11 protein-coding genes and 2 pseudogenes are annotated in these 18,027 nt (G+C 72.9%); 8 read left to right on the top strand and 5 right to left on the bottom strand.

Annotated elements, in window-relative coordinates; genetic code table 11:
- Positions 1-43 precede the first annotated feature (43 nt).
- The 4 genes from AC6CKD_RS06770 to AC6CKD_RS06755 all read left to right on the top strand — a co-directional run bounded on the left by AC6CKD_RS06770 (position 44) and on the right by AC6CKD_RS06755 (position 2,541).
- A complete protein-coding gene (locus AC6CKD_RS06770; RefSeq protein ID WP_498325828.1) occupies positions 44-724 on the top strand; it encodes a helix-turn-helix domain-containing protein in 681 nt (226 codons plus the stop codon).
- Positions 725-741: 17 nt separating this feature from the next.
- Entirely contained in the window at positions 742-918 is a 177-nt protein-coding gene (locus tag AC6CKD_RS06765; RefSeq protein WP_498325827.1) for a DUF6126 family protein, read from the top strand.
- A gap of 64 nt (positions 919-982) precedes the next feature.
- Complete coding sequence (locus AC6CKD_RS06760) at positions 983-2,065, top strand: NAD(P)H-dependent amine dehydrogenase family protein (protein ID WP_498325825.1); 1,083 nt, start codon at positions 983-985, stop codon at positions 2,063-2,065.
- Positions 2,062-2,541, top strand: a complete 480-nt coding sequence (locus tag AC6CKD_RS06755) for a carboxymuconolactone decarboxylase family protein (RefSeq protein ID WP_498325823.1) — start codon at positions 2,062-2,064, stop codon at positions 2,539-2,541. The genes AC6CKD_RS06760 and AC6CKD_RS06755 overlap by 4 nt, the downstream gene beginning before the upstream one ends.
- Before the next feature lie 92 nt (positions 2,542-2,633).
- Here the strand turns inward: AC6CKD_RS06755 and AC6CKD_RS06750 are convergent, their stop codons facing one another.
- Positions 2,634-4,289, bottom strand: a complete 1,656-nt coding sequence (locus tag AC6CKD_RS06750) for a GMC oxidoreductase (protein ID WP_498325822.1) — start codon at positions 4,287-4,289, stop codon at positions 2,634-2,636.
- A gap of 449 nt (positions 4,290-4,738) precedes the next feature.
- A pseudogene (locus AC6CKD_RS06745) lies at positions 4,739-5,337 on the bottom strand (DUF6629 family protein).
- 136 nt (positions 5,338-5,473) lie between these two features.
- On the opposite strand from AC6CKD_RS06745, the pseudogene AC6CKD_RS06740 reads away from it, so the two are divergent.
- Positions 5,474-7,530 (top strand): annotated as a pseudogene (locus AC6CKD_RS06740) (glycosyl hydrolase family 28-related protein).
- Between the two features lie 20 nt (positions 7,531-7,550).
- On the opposite strand, the gene AC6CKD_RS06735 reads toward AC6CKD_RS06740, so the two are convergent.
- Positions 7,551-9,035 carry an MFS transporter gene (locus AC6CKD_RS06735; protein WP_498325820.1) on the bottom strand — a complete coding sequence of 495 codons (1,485 nt, stop codon included), beginning with the start codon at positions 9,033-9,035 and terminating at the stop codon, positions 7,551-7,553.
- A gap of 221 nt (positions 9,036-9,256) precedes the next feature.
- Between AC6CKD_RS06735 and AC6CKD_RS06730 the strand changes: the two genes are divergently transcribed.
- Positions 9,257-12,841, top strand: coding sequence for a S8 family serine peptidase (locus AC6CKD_RS06730; RefSeq protein WP_498325818.1), 3,585 nt, complete (start codon positions 9,257-9,259; stop codon positions 12,839-12,841).
- A 68-nt stretch (positions 12,842-12,909) separates the two neighbouring features.
- Here the strand turns inward: AC6CKD_RS06730 and AC6CKD_RS06725 are convergent, their stop codons facing one another.
- Positions 12,910-13,641 carry an ATP-grasp domain-containing protein gene (locus AC6CKD_RS06725; protein WP_498325817.1) on the bottom strand — a complete coding sequence of 244 codons (732 nt, stop codon included), beginning with the start codon at positions 13,639-13,641 and terminating at the stop codon, positions 12,910-12,912.
- Positions 13,642-13,701: 60 nt separating this feature from the next.
- Entirely contained in the window at positions 13,702-15,348 is a 1,647-nt protein-coding gene (locus AC6CKD_RS06720) for a serine/threonine-protein kinase (protein WP_498325816.1), read from the bottom strand.
- 265 nt (positions 15,349-15,613) lie between these two features.
- Between AC6CKD_RS06720 and AC6CKD_RS06715 the strand changes: the two genes are divergently transcribed.
- Together AC6CKD_RS06715 and AC6CKD_RS06710 are read left to right on the top strand one after the other, a co-directional pair.
- Positions 15,614-16,777 (top strand): agmatine deiminase family protein, encoded by a 1,164-nt coding sequence (locus tag AC6CKD_RS06715; protein ID WP_498325815.1) that lies wholly within the window; start codon positions 15,614-15,616, stop codon positions 16,775-16,777.
- Positions 16,774-17,670 (top strand): DUF4436 family protein, encoded by an 897-nt coding sequence (locus AC6CKD_RS06710; protein ID WP_498325813.1) that lies wholly within the window; start codon positions 16,774-16,776, stop codon positions 17,668-17,670. The genes AC6CKD_RS06715 and AC6CKD_RS06710 overlap by 4 nt, the downstream gene beginning before the upstream one ends.
- Positions 17,671-18,027: the final 357 nt, after the last annotated feature.

Genomic DNA, 18,027 nt, shown 5'->3' with positions numbered 1-18,027 from the left:
AAGGCGGATTGCCAGGCAGGTAAGGATCTGGCTCAATCGGGGCATGACAACCGGTCCTGCCCCCGGCCCCGGCGAAGCGGCCGACCCAGACCCCGGCGCCCCCGTCCGCGACGATGCGGCCCCGGAAGCCGAGCTGCCCACCGTGGCCCCGCAGCTGCGGGATCTGCGCCGCCGGGCCGGGCTCACCCTGGAGGCCGCGGCCGCCCGGGCCCGGCTCTCGCCGGCGCACCTGTCGCGGCTGGAGACCGGCCGCCGCCAGCCCTCGCTGCCGCTGCTGCTCGGACTCGCCCGCACGTACGGTACGACGGTCTCGGAGCTGCTCGGGGAGACCCCGGCCGTCGCCGATCCCATCGTACGGGCCGGTGGTCCGGGCGCCCGCGAGGCGGACGGCTGGACGTACTGGCAGGCCGGCGGCTCCGGTCGCGGGATGCAGGCGCTGCGCGTGCACGTCCCCTGCGGGCGCAGCCAGGGCGAGCTGGTCCGCGTACATCCCGGGGAGGAATGGCTGTACGTGCTGCAGGGGCGGCTGCGGCTGCACCTGGGGGAGGCCGAGCACCTTCTGGAGCCCGGGGACAGCGCCCACTTCGACTCGCTCACCGCGCACCGGATCGGCGCCGCCTCGGCCGCCGGGGCGGAGCTGCTGTTCGTGCACACCCTGTTGCAGAGCAGCCTCGCCGGCCTGTGCCTCGGCGGCGGCACCGGCGCGACCACACACCACCGATAGGCGAGGAGCCGTACGCCATGCCCGATACGCAGGACACGCAGCGAGCACAGCCACAGCGAGCACAGCCCCAGCAAGCACAGCAGTCCAAGTTCCCGCGCGGTCTCATCATCCGACTCATCGCCTACTTGTTCGTAGGTCATCTGTTCGCGTTCTTCGTCTACCTGCTCTTCGTGCTGGGCGCGCAAAACCAGTGACAGCGGGCCGGAATTTCCGTACACGGCTCTAGGAACCTACAGGTCCTGAAGCTACCCTCCGCGCATGATTTCCACGGTTGTCTGGGGTACCGGCAACGTCGGCCGTTTGGCCATCCGTGCCGTAGAGGCCCATCCGGCGCTGAAGTTGGCCGCCGTCATCGTCCACGATCCGGAAAAGGTCGGCCGCGACGCCGGTGAACTCGGCGAGCTCGACTACGAGACGGGCGTCGCGGCCACCGACGACATCGAGGCGGTCCTCGCGGTCCGGCCGCGGGCGGTCGTCTACGCGGCGTCCGGCGACGTCCGCCCCGACGACGCGCTCGCCGACATCACCCGGGCGATCCGGGCCGGGGCCGTCGTCGTGAGCCCCGCCCTCTATCCGCTCTACGACTACCGCAGCGCCCCACCGGAGTTCCTCGATCCGGTGACGGCCGCGGTCGCCGAGGGCGGCGGTTCGCTCTTCGCCTCCGGCGTCGACCCCGGCTGGGGCAACGACGTGCTCCCGCTGCTGCTCAGCGGTCTCGGCACCCGGATCGACGTCATCCGCTGCCAGGAGATCTTCGACTACTCCACCTACGACCAGCCGGACTCCGTCCGCTTCCTCATCGGCATGGGCCAGCCCATGGACTACGAGCCGATGATGCTCATGCCGTCCATCCCGACCATGGTGTGGGGCGGGCAGATCCGGATGATGGCCCGGGCGCTGGGCGTCGAACTCGACGACATCCGCGAGACCGTGGAGCGCCGCGCCCTCGACACCACCGTCACCACGCGCACGATGGGGGAGTTCGAGGGAGGCACCCAGGGCGCCATCCGCTTCGAGGTCCAGGGGATCGTCGAGGGCGAACCCCGCATCGTCATCGAGCACGTCACCCGCATCCATGCCTCCTGCGCCCCCGACTGGCCGACCCCGCCCGGCGGCGGTGACGGCGCCCACCGGGTGGTCATCGAGGGCCGCCCGCACATCGAGGTCACCATCGAGGCCACCGACGAGGGCGAGAACCGCTCCGCCGGCGGCAACGCCACCGCCGTCGGACGCCTCGTCGGGGCCATCGACTGGCTGGTGGAGGCCGAACCGGGGCTCTACGACGCCCTGGACGTCCCGCTGCGCCCCGCCGTCGGCAAACTCGGAAGGAAACTGCCATGAGGATCGACATACCCGAAGGCCAGCACCCCATCGAGTACGTGTGGGGAGACCTGGTCCCCGGCATCGGGATGGCCGCCGCCAACTTCTCGCTCTCCGTGTACGCCCACACCACCCTGGGACTGCGGGAGTTCGAGGCGGCACGGCTGCGCGTCGCGCAGATCAACGGCTGCGTCTTCTGCCTGGACTGGCGCACCGACCGGGACGGGGAGAAGGTCGAGGACGAGTTCCCGGAGGCCGTCACCGAGTGGGCCACCACGGACCGCTTCGACGAGCGCACCCGGCTCGCGGCGGAGTACGCGGAGCGGTACTGCCTGGACCACCACGGCCTGGACGAGGAGTTCTGGGAGCGGATGGCGGCACGCTACAGCCAGGTGGAGATCGTGGAGCTGACCATGAGCATCGGCTCCTGGCTGGCCTTCGGCCGGCTCAACCACGTGCTCGGCCTCGACAGCGTCTGCGTGCTGCCGGGCCACTGAGGGCGGAGCGCGTGCGGTGCGCACACGGGTCCGGGGCCGTCGGAGAATCCGACGGCCCCGGTCTTCGTGCTGTCCGCCGCTGCGGCGCGGACCTACAGGTCGGTGGCGATGATCTTCTCGATGTTGCGCTCGGCGAGCGCCGTGATGGTGACGAACGGGTTGACGCTGGTGTTGCCGGGGATCAGCGCGCCGTCGATGACGTACAGGCCGGTGTAGCCGTGCAGGCGGCCGTAGTTGTCGGTGGCCTTGTCCAGGACCGCGCCGCCGAGGGGGTGGTAGGTGAGGTGGTCGCCCCAGATCTTGTTGGTGCCGAAGAGATCGGTCCGGTAGATCGTCCCCTCCTTCGAGTTGATCTTGTCGAAGATGGTCTTGGCCATGGTGATGGACGGCGCCTTCCAGGCCGTCTGCCAGTTCAGCTCGACCCCGCCCGTCGAGGCGTTGTACGTGAACTGCGCGCGGTTCGGGTTCTTCGTGATGGACAGGTAGAACGAGGCGTACGTCTCGATGCCGGTCGGCAGCGGCGCCACCTCGGCGAACGCGCCGCCCGCGTCCCAGTTGTCGATGCCGCCGCAGGGTATGGAGGCCTGCACCTTGCCGGTCGGGTCCCACATGTGGTTGGCCCGGCCGCACATCACGTTGCCGTTGTCTCCCCAGCCCTTGCCGATCTCGCTGTTCAGGTGGGGCAGGGCGCCGGTGGCCTTGAGCCGGACGAGCAGCTTGCTGGTGCCGACGCTGCCGGCCGCGAAGAACACCTTGTCCGCGACGACGGTCTTCGTGCCGACGGTGTCGCCCGTGGTGTTGATCTGGTCGATGACGACCGTGTACCCGCCCCCGGAGGCCGGGGAGACGGAAGTCACCTTGTGCAGGGGCGAGATGGTGACCTTGCCGGTGGCCTTGGCCTTGGCGAGGTAGGTCTGCTGGAGGGACTTCTTGCCGGCGTTGTTGCCGTAGAGGATCTCGCCGGCGACGGCGGACTTGGGGACGGTCCCGGCCGCCTCCTGCTCCATGTAGTCCCAGTCGTACACGTCGGGGACGAAGACGAAGGGGAACCCGGCGCGCTGGGCGTGCTTGCGGCCGACGCGGGAGAACTGGTAGCAGTCGACGCTCTCGAACCAGGCCGGGTCGATCATGCTGACGCCGAGCCCGGCGTTGGCCCGCGGGTAGTAGGTGTCGTACATCTCGTCCGCGTTGACGGTCGGCAGGACGGCGCCGAAGTTCGCACGCTTCGGGGTGACCGCCATGCCGCCGTTGACCAGCGAGCCGCCGCCGACGCCGCGGCCCTGGTAGACGATGATCCCGCCCATCTCCTCGGCGTCGAGGATGCCGGTGTAGCGGGGGACCGCCTTGTCGATGGGGAAGCCGAGGAAGTTGCTCAGCGGCGCCTTGGTCTTGGTGCGGAGCCAGTAGGCGCGGTAGTCCGGGGTGGTCGTGTTGCAGAAGATCTTGCCGTCCGAGCCGGGGGTGTCCCAGGCCATGCCCATTTCGATCATGTGGACGTCGACGCCGGCCTGGGCGAGCCGCAGGGCGGCGACGGAGCCGCCGTACCCGGTACCGATCACGAGGGCCGGTACGTGCGCCCCGTTGTCGATGGGGCCGGCGGCGGCCGCGCCGGCCGTGGCGGCCTGTGCCTGGGACGGGGCGATCTGACCCGCGAGGGCCATCGCGCCCAGGATGGAACCCGTTCTACCGAGAAACCCTCGACGCGAGACGCCGTTCTGGTTCGTTTTGTGCAGGCCTTTGTCGCTCATGTGAGCTTCCTCACTCTAGGCGGAATGAGAACGAGTTCTACTGCCGAGTGCTTGCGAAGTCACTAGATACGTCAAGGCGTCTTTCGTCGGTGGCGGCGGCGGGCGGTGCCGGTTCGGGGCTCGCGGAAGGGCGTTGAAGGTCCCATCGGACGCTGGGAACGACGACCCCCCGTGAAGGACCGGTGGCCCCGGAGTGACGGAAGCGTCCCGGGTGAGGGGCCCGCGGGTGAGGGGTGTCCGCTCGAATCCACCACGTCAGAAGTCGAACGCGTGCGGGGCCGCGGCGCCGCCACCGGGCACCGGGCCCCTCGGCGCACCCAGCCACTCCGTCATGGCTGCATCCGGCGGGCCGTGAGGCCGAAAAGCGACAAAGCGCAAGGTGGGCCCGTAGGCGACGGCCGAATCTTTTTACCTTCGGCGGGCAGCCCTGTTCCCCGTCCGGGCCGGTGTTACAGGTTCGGCGCGCCCCGGCCGGCGGCATCGCGTACAGAAGGGGAACGCGCGCGACCGCCGGTCCAGGCCAGGATCAGCGTGGAGGCGACCGCGGCGAAGACGCACCAGAAGCGAATACCAGCCTCCACAGCGCCGCGCAGACGACGGCCCCGGCCCATAGGGAGGCCGAGGAGGCGCAGCCGGCGGTCCCCGGAGAGGAGCAGGGCGCCGAGCGTGGCGAACAGGTATCCCGTGAGGGCCAGCGGCATCCACGGGGCGTTCGCTCCGTATTCGAGGGTGTGGCCGCGTGTGCGCCGGTGGCGAGCCCGGCGGCGGGCCGGCGCAGCGGGCCCCTGAGCGCGAGCCCGGCGGTCGGCAGCACCGCGAGCGGCACCCGTGCGGGCAGCAGCGGGAGGGCGATCACCGCCCAGGCGGTGGTGGCCGGTCCGCAGCCGGCGCCGGAGCTCGAGACGGCGGCTTCGATCAGCTGGTGCCCGCCCAGGATCGGCGGGAGGGCGGCGACGGGCAGGTCCCGGGCGGCCCGGGTCCGGGCCAGGCGGGCACGGTGCCCACGGCGGCGCTGATCGTGCCCGCCGTCAGATCGGCCGTCGCGCATGGGCCCTCCCGATCCCACGGTAGGCCGGGGTGCCGCCGTCTACCCCACCACGGATCGCTGGAAGAACTCGACAGAATGAAGAAGAATCTTGCACGACTCTTGCCGTGTTTGCGTGCGTGGTCCTACTGTCCCGGCCATGCCCCCAAGAAGAGCCGCAAGCCCCGCCACGACAGCAGCCGCCGGTCGAGCCCGGGCCGGCGCCGCGAGCAGAAGGGCCGTCCCGGCCGCCGTTCTGGCGGCGTGCACCGTGGCCGCCCTCGCCCTCGGCGCGCTGGGCGCGGGCGCGGCTAGGGCCGCACCGCCACCGCGGAGTCGGTGGCAGCCACGGCCGTCACCAGGGCGGCCCTCGACCCCGCACTGGCCGAGGGCCGCGGTGCCCGCGTGGACTTCGCCGAGCAGGAGGCGGAGAACGCGGTCACCACCGGCACGCTCATCGGCCCCGACCGCACCGCGTACGCGCTGCCCGCCGAGGCCTCCGGCCGCGAGGCGGTACGGCTGGTCCCGGGCCAGTACGTGGAGTTCACCCTGCCCGCGGCGGCCGACGCGATCACCGTCCGCTACAGCCTCCCCGACGCCCCGGCCGGCGGTGGCATCACCGCCCCGCTCGAGGTCACCGTGAACGGCAAGAACCGCCGCTCCATGACGCTGACCTCGCAGTACTCCTGGCTGTACAACCAGTACCCCTTCAGCAACGACCCGCGGGCAGACCTCCTGCACCCCGACTGGTGGATCACCGAGTGCGGCTGCGTCCCGGCGGCCACCACCCCGGCCCCGGTCATCGCCAAGCCGTTCCGCCCCACCCACATGTACGACGAGCAGCGACTCCTCCTGGGCCGCACCCACCGGGCGGGCGACACGGTCCGGCTCACCGTCCCGGCCGGCAGCCCCGCCGCCTGGACGGTGATCGACCTGCTCGACTCGCAGCGCGTCGGCCCCCCGCACGTGGAGGCGGCCGCCGCCAACGTCCTCCTCTTCGGCGCCGACCCGACGGGCCGCCGGGACTCCGCCGACGCCATCGACCGGGCCATCGCCTCCGCCAAGCGCCACCGGCTCCCGGTGTACCTGCCGCCGGGCACCTACCAGGTCAACCGCCACATCATCGTGGACGAGGTCACGATCACCGGCGCCGGCAGCTGGTACACCACCGTCAAGGGCAAGGGCGTCGGCTTCTACGGCAAGGGGGCCGCGGACGGCGGCAGCCGGGGCGTCCACCTCTCGCGCTTCGCCATCGAGGGCGACGTCCGCGAACGCGTGGACACCGACCAGGTGAACGGAGTCGGCGGCGCGATGAGCGACTCCACCATCGACTCCCTCTACATCCACCACACCAAGGTCGGCCTCTGGTTCGACGGCCCGATGAGCAACGTGAAGGTCACCCGCAACGTCATCACCGACCAGATCGCCGACGGCCTGAACTTCCACACGGGAGTCACCGACTCCCTCGTACAGGACAACTTCGTCCGCAACACGGGCGACGACGGCCTCGCCATGTGGGCGGAGAAGACCACGAACGCCCGCAACACCTTCGACCACAACACCGTGCAGAGCCCCACGCTGGCCAACGGCATCGCGATCTACGGCGGCGCCGACACCACCGTCACCGCCAACCTCCTCGCGGACCCGGTCCGCGAGGGCAGCGCCCTGCACGTCGGCTCCCGCTTCGGAGCCGAACCCTTCACCGGCGGCCTGCGGATCGACCGCAACACCACCGTGCGCGCCGGCACGTACGAACTGAACTGGAACATCGGGCTCGGTGCGATCTGGTTCTACGCCCTGGACCGCAGCATCGACCAGGCCGACATCCGGGTCACCGGAAACTTCTTCCTCGACAGCACGTACAACGCGATCATGCTGGTCGGCGACTGGCCGGTGAAGGACAAGGTGCGCATCGAGAACGTCCACTTCAAGGACGTCCGGGTCGACGGCACCGGTACCTCCGTGGTCAGCGCGCGAGTGGCCGGATCGGCGAGCTTCGAGAACGTCGACGCCCGGAACGTCGGGGCCGTCGGCGTCAACAACTGCGGCTCCTTCAACTTCCCCGCCACCGGCTCGGAGTTCACCCTCGTCGACCGGGGCGGCAACGACGGCGGCGGCACGACGGGACCCTGGCTGGCCGGCTGGCAACTGCCCAACACCCTCACCTGCGACGACCGCCCGCCGGTCGTCGCCCCGCCGGCGCCGAGCCCCTGGTAGCGGACCGCTCGCCGGCGGCGTCACCGCTCCGCCGCTCCCGGAGGTTCGAGCGGCGGAGCGGTCACCGCGCAGTTGGTACGGCACTGCGGGTGACAGGCCCCGGGCGCGGGGGAGCGTACGGTCGCCCAGGCCACGGCGGCTCCGGCCACCAGCACCCCCGCGCACCAGAACATCGCCCGCCCGAAGGCCGCGTCGAAGGCCCCGGGCGAGAGGTACGCGTCCGGCCCCATCCCGGCCAGCAGCGGCAGCGCGGCCACCGCGAGGAGTCCGGCGGCGCGCGCGGCCGCGTTGTTGATGCCGCTGGCCAGGCCCGCCCGGCCGGGGTCCACCGAGGACAGGACGGTCGCCGTCAGCGGAGCCACCAGGGCCGCCATGCCCAGGCCCATCACGAGCAGCGCCGGCAGCACGTCCCGTACGTACGGGGCCCCCGGGCCGACCCGCAGCATCAGCAGCATCCCCGCCGCGCACAGGAGCGGTCCCACGGTCAGCGGGAGGCGCGGGCCGATCCGCTCCCCGAGCTGAGCCGACCGGGCCGACAGCAGCAGCATCAGGGCCGTGGTGGGCAGCAGGGCGGCCCCGGCGGCCAGGGCGGAGTACCCGGACACCACCTGCAGCTGGAGCACGACGAGGAAGAAGAAGCCGCCGAAGGCCGCGTACACGCACAGGGTGACCAGGTTGACGGCGGTGAACAGGCGCGAGGAGAAGATGTCCGGGGGCACCATCGGATCGGCCCGCCGCCGCTCGACCACCACGAAGACCCCGGCCAGCAGCACGCCGCCCACGGCGGCTCCCACCACGAGCGCGGCGCCCGACCGGGCCTCGATGAGCGCGTAGGTCAGCAGCGCGAGAGAGGCGGCGCCGAGGACCGCCCCGGCCACGTCGAACCGCCCGTGCGCCACCGGATCCTTCGATTCGGGTACGTGTCGCAGCGCGACCGGGACACAGAGCGCGGCCACCGGCACGTTCAGCAGGAACACCCAGCGCCAGCCCGGCCCGTCCACCAGCCAGCCGCCCAGGAACGGCCCCACCGCGGCGCCCACCCCGCCGAACCCCGACCACAGGCCCACCGCGCGGGCCCGGTCGTCGGGATGGATCGATCCCTGGATCAGCGCGAGGGAACCGGGCGTCAGCAGCGCCCCGCCGATGCCCTGCAGGGCGCGGGCGGCGATGAGCACCCCCGCGTTCGGCGCGAGCCCGCACAGCAGTGAGCCGACCGCGAACCACACCACCCCGAGCACGAAGATCCGGCGCCGCCCGAACCGGTCCCCGAGCGCCCCGCCGACCAGGATCAGGCCCGCGAGGGTCAGCAGGTAGGCGTTGACCGTCCACTGGAGCACCGCCAGATCGGCGTCGAGATCCCGCCCGATGGCGGGCAGGGCCACATTGACCACGGTCGAGTCGAGCAGCGCCATGGCGGACCCGAGCACGGTGGTCAGCACGATCCACCGGCCCTGCGCGGTACTGAGCCGCACCCCGGGGGAGGGCGACCGGACGGGGTCGGTCATCCCCCCAGGCTGGCCCGCGCGGCCCGGAACGGCCACCCGGCCGGTCGTGGAGGCGGTCACGGCCCGGAGGGCGGCCCGGACGGCGGTACGGCGGTCGCCCCGCCGGCGGTACGGCTCATTAGGCACCCTTGTACGGGTCATGACATCTCCCACACCATGGCCCGCGCACGTCACGCACACCTTTTCCGCACGACCTGCACACGGCGTACGAGGAGACCCACGTGGCACGAAGCGACACCCGACGAACCCCCCGCTCGCGATTACGACCCCTGCGCACGGGGTTCGCCGCCCTCACCGCGGCCCTGCTGCTGCCCCTGGGCGCGGGCGCGGCCGCGGCCGCCCCCGATCCGGCCCCCGCCCCGGGTGCGGCCGAGCGCAAGATCGAGCCGAGTCTCCGGGCCCGGCTCGACGGCTCCGCCAAAGCGGTCTTCTGGGTCTATCTCGACAGCGCGGCAGACCTCACCGCCGCGCGCGGGCAGCAGACCCGCACCGCGAAAGCGGAAACGGTTCTGCGCCTGAAGAAGGAGCACGCCGCGCGGAGCCAGGCCGAAGTGATCAAGGCCCTGGACGGAGTGCGGGCCGAGTACACCTCGTACTGGATCGTCAACGCCGTCCGCGTCGTCGGCACCGACAAGCTCGCCGGAGCCCTGGCCCAGCGCCCCGAGGTGTCCCGGATCGACGCGGACGACCAGGTCACCCTCCCCAAGCCCGCGGAAGGCAGCCGGGAGAAGGCCGTGGCCGACGCCGTCGAATGGAACGTCGACCGCGTCAAGGCGCCGCAGGTCTGGGACCAGCTCGGCGTCCGCGGTGAGGGCATCGTCGTCGCCAACATCGACAGCGGCGTGGACCACACCCACCCGGCCGTCGCCGACCAGTACCGCGGCAGGCGCGCGGACGGGTCCTACGGCCACGACTACAACTGGTTCGACCCGGCGGGCGTCTGCCCCACCGCGGCTCCCTGCGACAACAACGACCACGGCACCCACACCATGGGCACGATGGTCGGCGACGACGGCGGCACCAACAAGACCGGCGTCGCTCCCGGAGCCAAGTGGATCGCCGCCAAGGGCTGCGAGACCACCTCCTGCTCCGAGGCCTCACTGCTCGCCGCGGGCCAGTGGATGGTCGCCCCGACCGACCTCAACGGCCGGAACCCGCGACCCGACCTGGCCCCGCACATCGTCAACAACTCCTGGGGCGGCACCGGCGGAGACACCTGGTACCAGGAGATCGTCGACACCTGGCGGGCCGCCGGCATCTTCCCGGCCTTCTCCAACGGCAACTCCGGACCCGGCTGCGCCACCAGCGGATCGCCCGGCGACTACGCGAGCTCCTACAGCTCCGGCGCCTTCGACATCAACGGCGCCATCGCCTCCTTCTCCTCGCGCGGCGCCGCCCCCGGCGGGGTCGTCAAGCCGGACATCGCGGCCCCCGGGGTGAACGTGCGCTCCTCCGTCCCCGGCGGCGGATACGCCTCCTTCTCCGGCACCTCCATGGCATCGCCGCACACCGCCGCCGCCGTGGCCCTGCTCTGGTCGGCCGCACCCGCACTCGAAGGCGACGTCGCACAGACCGAAGCCCTGCTCGACGGCACCGCGCAGGACACCGACAGCGGCCAGTGCGGCGGGAGCGCCGCGGACAACAACGTCTTCGGCGAGGGCAAGCTCGACGCACTCGCCGCCGTCACCTCCGCACCGCGCGGAGCCCTCGGCGCGCTCGCCGGCACCGTCCGCTCCGGCGGGCAGCCCCTCGCCGGAGTGAAGGTCCTCGCCGACGGCCCCATCGACCGTACGACGACCACCGCCGCCGACGGCACGTACCGCTTCGCCACCCTGTCCGTGGGCTCGTACGCGCTCACCGCGTCGAAGTTCGGCTACGGGCAGCAGGGCGCGACCGTGGCGGTGACCGAGAACGCCACCGCCACCGGCGACCTCGACCTCGTCCAGGCGGACTCCGGGAAGCTCACCGGCACCGTCGCCTCGGCCGCGGGCCCGGTCGCCGGCGCCGCGGTGACCGTCGCCGACACCCCGGTGACCGCGACCACCGACGCCCAGGGCCGCTTCGAGGTCACCCTGCCGCACGGCACCTACACCGTGAACGCCACCCACTCCTCGCGCTGCCTCACCGCCGGCGCGGCCGCGGTCACCGTGGCCGGGGACACCACCGTCGCGGTGAACCTGCCCGAACGCACCGACGGCTACGGCTACGCCTGCGCCGCCACGGCTGGCGGACCGTACCAGCCGGGCGACCGGCGGCTCGCGCTGACCGGCGACAACACCACCGAGCGGGTCGACCTGCCCTTCCCGCTGCCGCTCTACGGCACGACGTACGGGCAGGCCTGGATCGGGACGAACGGCACGGTCAGCTTCGGCGGGAACCACACCGGGGACGTCAACGGGGACGTCCCGAGCGCGGCCACGCCCAACGCGGCGCTGTACCCGTTCTGGGACGACCTGGTCGTCGGCGCCGCCGGCAGCGGCTCCGGAGTCTTCACGGCGGTCACCGGCACCGCGCCGCACCGCAGTTACGTCATCGAGTGGCGCGAGGTGTCGCACTGGTCGGCACAGTCCGACAGGTTCTCCTTCTCGGCGGCGATCGGAGAGGACGGCACCGTCCGGTACTCCTACCGGGGCACCGGCGGCACCGGCATCAAGGGCGGCTCCACCGCCACGGTCGGCGTGGAGAACGCGACCGGCACCGACGCCTACCGCTACTCGTTCAACACGCCCGTGATCACGGACGGCCTGTCCGTCTCCTTCCGCACCACCAAGAGCGGAGTGGTGGCGGGCCGGGTGCTCGACGCGAACGACGGCAACGGCGTCGCCGGAGCCACCGTGACCGTCGGCACGGGCGCCACCGCGGTCTCCGCCACCACGGCGGCCGACGGCGGCTACGTGGTCCAGAGCCCGTCCGGCGCCCGGGAACTCGCCCTGACGGCCGCCCAGTACGAGCCGGCGTCGGCCACCGTGGACGTCAAACCGGCCGACGTCACGTCGGTCACCCGGTCCCTGCGCACCGGCAGGGCCACCCCGTCGAAGCCGGCGGTGGAGATCGTCCTGCCGCCCGGTCAGCGGCGGACGCGGACCCTCGACCTCACCAACCCCGGTCTCGGCACGGCCTTCACGGCGGCCGAGGACGCCGCCTGGCTGACGGTGACCCCGGGCTCGGGGGACCTCCCGACGGGCGGGAAGGCCCCGCTCACCCTGGCGGTGGACACGACGGGCCTGACCCCGGGCACCGTCCTCACGGCCGACCTGAAGATCACCTCGGCCAGCGGCCGGACCCCGGTGCTCACCGTCCCCGTCAAGCTCGTCGTCCCGCGCTACCAGGTCGCCCTGGACGCCGGCTCCACGGGTGCGAGCACGGACTCGCTGGGCGACGGCTGGTCCCCGGACCGCAAGTACACGACGGGCTCGTACGGCTACCAGGGCAACGGCTCGGCCCAGTCCACCAGCCGCACGATCGCGGGCACGGCCGACCAGAAGCTCTTCCGCAACGCCCGTGAGGGCATGTACGAATACCGCTTCGACGCCGTCCCCAACGGCACCTACACCGTCGAACTGGGCTTCGCGGAACTCTCCTCGACGAAGCCGGACAAGCGCGTCTTCGACGTCCTGGCGGAGGGCGCGGAGGTACTGCCCTCCCTGGACATCTCCCTGGAGGCGGGCACGTACACGGCCCTGACCCGCACCTACACGGTCACGGTCACGGACGGCACCCTGAACATCCGCTTCGTCACCCACACCGGCTTCGGCAAACCGCTGCTGAACTCCCTGCGCGTGACGGACCGCCCCGACAAGAGCTGACCGCGGGCGACGGCGCGACGGGCGGGGCGCCCCCGGGCGCCCCGCCCCCTGCCCTCAGGCCCCGGCGGTCATCGGAGGAACCTCCGGTCGCGTTCGGTGAAGGAGGACAGCGGAGCCGCGGCGCGGAGGACCACGTCCAGGGCGTGCCCGGGGTCGCAGGCGTAGGTACCGCAGGCCCACGCGGCATTGGCCTCGATCACCGACCAACGGCCGTCGGCCAGACCCACGTCGACGACGATCGCGGACGGGAGGGTGGAGAAGGGCAGACCGGCCGCGAAGGCGAGGGCGTCGGCCGGGGCCGGGCCCGGACTGAGACGGCCGTCCTCGGCGTAGCGGCTCGCGGTGTGCACGGCCCCGTCGAGCAGGAACACCCGGTGCTCCGCCGTGAACCGGACCACGTCGCTGACCAGCACCTCCGTCCCCGGATCCACCGCGTCCGGCCCCGGCAGGCGGGAGCCGTCGGCGTAGACGAGGGCCGGGATGTCCTTGTCGTTCGGCGACTTCACGAAGACGGGCCGGCGCAGCCCGTACGCCTCGCGGATCGGCATCAGCCGGACCTCCCGCCCGGTGAACTCCCGGGGCAGCCGCGCCAGCCAGTCGGGCGGGGCCTCCAGCAGGCCGATCCCGAGCCCGGGAGCCACCGCGTCGGCGAACCGCGGCCCGGCGTGCACATGGTCGGCCCGCAGGCCTTCGGGCACGGCGAAGCCGTCCAGTCGTACGGCGGCCAGCCCGCGCGCGTGCGCCGCGTCCCGGAGCCGGGCGGCGGACGCGGTGACACGGGGCGGGAGCAGGAGGGTCATGCGGAGATCCTGCCGAAGGGGCGGGCCGGCGTCATCCGGGTTTCGGGGCCGCACGGGGCGTCAGCTCCTGCGGTACTGGTCCACCAGGATCGTGGCGGATTCGCCGGCGGGGGCCTCGATCAGTATCGCGATCGCGATCTCGCTCCGGTCGGGGCTGCGCACGCAGAACGGCCGGGCCTTCGCGAGCGCGGCGAGGGGCAGGGAGGCCGCCGGGCGGGTCTCGATGCCGTGGAGGCAGGCGGCCACCGTCAGCTCCCCGGAGTCGGACACGAAGGAGTCCGACTCCTCGGAGGGGACCAAGGCCTGGCCTTCGCGCGCCAGGTACCAGGAGGCCGTCTCCGCGGGCACCACCTTTCCGGCCCGCAGGTCGAACTCGTAACCGGAGTCGGGGGCGGTGAGCTCGGTTCTCGGGTAGCCCGGCACGTACGCCGCGGCCGGGTCGGGCGGCGGGGCGGTCGGGGAGGCGGATGAGGAGGGTGAGGGGGAGGGGGATGGTGGGGTGGAAGCCGTGGGGCTGGTGACGGGGCCGGCCCCGTCGCCCCGGGCTTCGCCCGCGGGACCGTCCAGGTAGTACACGGCTCCGGCGGCGGCCAGCAGGGTGCCGGCGACCAGCAGGGCCGGCAGCACCGGAAGCCGCCGTCCGCGGCCCTGCCCCGCGGGTCCCGGTACCCGCCCGTCGGGCCGGGCTCCGGCCTCCGTGCCCGATCCGGGGGAGGCCGCAGCGGTGCCCGCCGGGCCGGGGCGTGCGGTGGCCGTCCTCGTGGCCTGGAACGGCGGCGGGGCGGGCCACGCGATGTCCCCCCGGCCTCCGACCTCCTCCCGGACCGGCCCGGGCAGCCACCCGTCGGTGAACTCGGGCCGCCCGCCCACCAGCGGGTGCGTCCGTACGGAGGCGATCAGTTCGGCGGGCCGCGGACGGTCCTCGGGACGCTTCGCGAGGCACCACGCGACCAGACCGTGCAGCTCGGGCGGCACCCGGGTGAGGTCGGCGTGCTCGTGGACGACCCGGTACAGGGCGCCGGACTCCGGTCCGTTGCCGAAGGGCGCGATCCCGCCCGCCACATAGGCGGCCAGCGTCCCGAGCGCGAAGACGTCCGTCGCCGGTGTCACCGGACGGCCGAGCGCCTGCTCGGGCGCCATGAACGCCGCCGTGCCGATACGCAGCCCCGTACCGGTGAGTGCGGCGGCGTCGGCCGCGCGCGCGATCCCGAAGTCGATCACCCGGGGGCCGTCCCCGGCGAGCAGCACGTTGGCCGGCTTCAGGTCGCGGTGGACGACGCCCGCCCCGTGGATGGCCTGGAGCGCCTCGGCGATGCCGGCGAGGAGCAGCAGGACCGTGCCTACCGGCAGCGGCCCGTGCCTGCGTACGACCTCGTGCAGCGAGGGACCGGACACGTACGTGGTGGCGAGCCACGGCGTGGGGTCCTCGACCCCGGAGTCGATCACCTGGGCCGTGAACAGGCCGTGGATCCGGCGGGCGCCGGCCACCTCCTGGGCGAACCGCCGGCGGAAGTCGGGATCGGAGGCGAACTCCCGGCGGACGGCCTTCAGCGCGATGGGGCGGCCGCCCGGCGTGTGGGCCAGGTAGACCACGCCCATGCCGCCGGAGCCGAGCCGGGCGTGCAGCCGGTAGCCGCCGATCCCGTGGGGATCGTCCGCGGACAGTGCCGTACGGGCCGGCTGTGCGCCGGAGTGCTGCTCGGACATGCGGTGGCTCTTTCAACGATGCGATGCGAAGCGCCGCGATGCGGCAGGGGCCTGCGCGCATCGTTCCATGGATTGACTGAATTTTCAGTCAGTGTCACAGTGGGCGACACGTGCCCGCCACACCCGACCCGCGTGACGGCCCTTCGCGGATGGAGGGCGCACCCTTGTCCCAGGGGTCCGGGACCGTCGGCCCGTGCCGTGCCTCCCGCGCCCGTCCTGGCCGGACGCAGTCGTCCCGCCAGTCCTCGAACGGAGTTCCCCCCCCGTGCCCCACCTGCCCCCCACGCGCCGGACCGCCCTCCGCACCTTCGCGGGGCTCGGCGCCCTCGCCTTCGGGGCCGCCGCCTGCGGCCCCTCGCAGAGCGCCCCTCGTTCCAACGCTCCCGCCGGCACCGCCCGGCCCTCCCCGGCCGGGCCCGCGCGCCGGCTCGGCGCCGAGTGGGAGAGCCACACCCGCACCTTCATGGCCTGGCCCGCCCTGGACGCGGTCTGGATGGAAGACCTGCGCGACGTACGCGAGGACATCGCACGGATCGCCCGGGCCGTCGGGGAGTACGAGGCGGTCGTCATGATGGCCCGCCCCGAGCAGGTGGCCGCGGCGCAGAAGGCCTGCGGCTCCGGCGTCGAGGTGATCCCGCTGGCCGTGGACGACCTGTGGGCCCGCGACACCGTCCCCGTCTTCGTCGAGGAGGGGGGCAAGGCCGTCGGCGTCGACTTCAACTTCAACGGCTGGGGCGACAAGCAGGAGCACGAGAACGACGGCCGGGTCGGCCGCCTCCTGCTCCAGAAGTACGGGATCCCCCGCGTGCAGGCCCCGCTGGTGGCGGAGGGCGGCTCCTTCGAGACCGACGGAGAGGGCACCCTGCTGATCACCGAGAGCTCGATCGTCAACGACAACCGCAACCGCGGCAAGAGCCGCGACCAGATCGAGGCCGAGCTCAAGCGGACCCTGGGCGTCGAGACGGTGGTCTGGCTGGCCGGCGTACGCGGCGAAGACATCACCGACGCCCACGTGGACAGCCTCGTACGGTTCACCGCGCCCGGTGTGGTCCTGCTGGACCGGGCGCACCCGAGCACCCCGCCGGACTCCTGGTCCCGCTCCGCCGACCAGGCGAAATCGGTCCTGTCGAAGGCCACGGACGCCCGCGGCCGGAAGTTCGAGGTCATCGACCTGCCCCAGCCCGACCTGGACAAGATCACGGGGGAGGGCGACGACTTCGTGTCGACCTACGCCAACTTCTACGTGGCCAACGACTCCGTCTTCATGCCGAAGTTCGGGGACCGCCAGGCGGACGACCGGGCCCGGGGCATCCTCCAGGAGCACTTCCCCAAGCGGGAGGTCGTACCCGTGGTGATCGACACGATCGCCTCGGGCGGCGGCGGCATCCACTGCTCGACCCACGACCAGCCCGGCAAGCCCGCCGCGTGAGCGCACTGCGGCGCCGCCCGGCCGGGCGGCGCTTCCCGCTGCTGCCGGGCCTGCTCCTGCTCGTGATCGTGGCGGCGGTCGGCGTGGGGGCCTGGTTGCAGTTCGGTGAACGCCAGGCCCAGGACACCGTCCACACGGCCGGCCGGTCCGATTCCGACCGGGTGGACATCGAGGCGACGATCCAGCGCGTCGACGCCGCCGGACGCGAGCTGGTGCTGCGGGTGCTGGTCGCCCCCAAGGGTGCGCTGGCCGAGGAGGGCGGGGTCGCACCCGTCGACGACCTCACCCTCCAGACCTCGGCGGCCACCCGGGGCGACCTGACCTTCAAGGCGCACCAGCGCATCTCCAGCGTGGACGTGCCGGTGTCCCTGTCGGGCGGCTCCGTGACGGACTATCCGTTCGACGCCTACGAGGCGGACGTCGGATTCGCGGCCTTCCTGGGCCAGGAGAAGGTGCCGGTGCGGGTGCTGTTCTCCACCAACGACGTGCTCTTCTCGTCCACGGTGGAGTACTCGACGGCGAGCGGCGGCGAGGCCGTCCTCGACATCGGGCTGGCCCGCTCCAACAGCGTGCTCGTGTTCGCGGTGTTCATGATGATCGCGATGTGGGCGCTCGCCGTGTCCGTCCTGATCGGCGGGTGGTTCCTCGTCACCCGCCGCAAGGGCCTCACCTGGCCCGCCCTCGGCTGGATGGCCGCCACGCTCTTCGCCCTGGCCGCCTTCCGCAACACCGCTCCCGGCACACCGCCGATCGGCTGCCTCCTCGACTACCTCGCCTTCCTCTGGGCGGAGATCCTCATCGCGTTCTGCCTGATCACCGTGGTCGTCATGGGCATCCGCGCGGAGCCTCCGGCGGAGGGGGCGGACGCGGCGCGCGGGGCGGCGGGGGCCTGAACCGGAGTACGGGTCGGCGGCGGCGGGCCGGGCCGGCACGGCCGAGCGCGGCCGTCCCGTACGGCCCGCCGCCTCCGCTCCCCGGCCGCGGTACCGGTCCGGCCGCGGGGGCATTCGGGTGGCCCGTACGAAGCCGGACCGCGCGACGCGCCGGGCAGGCGCGGCGGACGCCGTACCGTGGCTGACCATGACGCTCCAGAGCGACCGTGCCGGGCAGGCCGGGCAGGCCGGACGGGTCGGGCAGGCCGGACGGGTCGGGCAGGCTGAGGAGGTCGGGCGGACCGGGCCGGTCATGCCGCCCGGGTCGGCCTGGGACGTCGACCGGATCGCGGCTCTCCTACGGGACGTGGACCCGGG

It is taken from the genome of Streptomyces sp. GQ60 (assembly GCF_059758875.1).
This window is presented reverse-complemented; position numbering and strand designations above follow the sequence as displayed.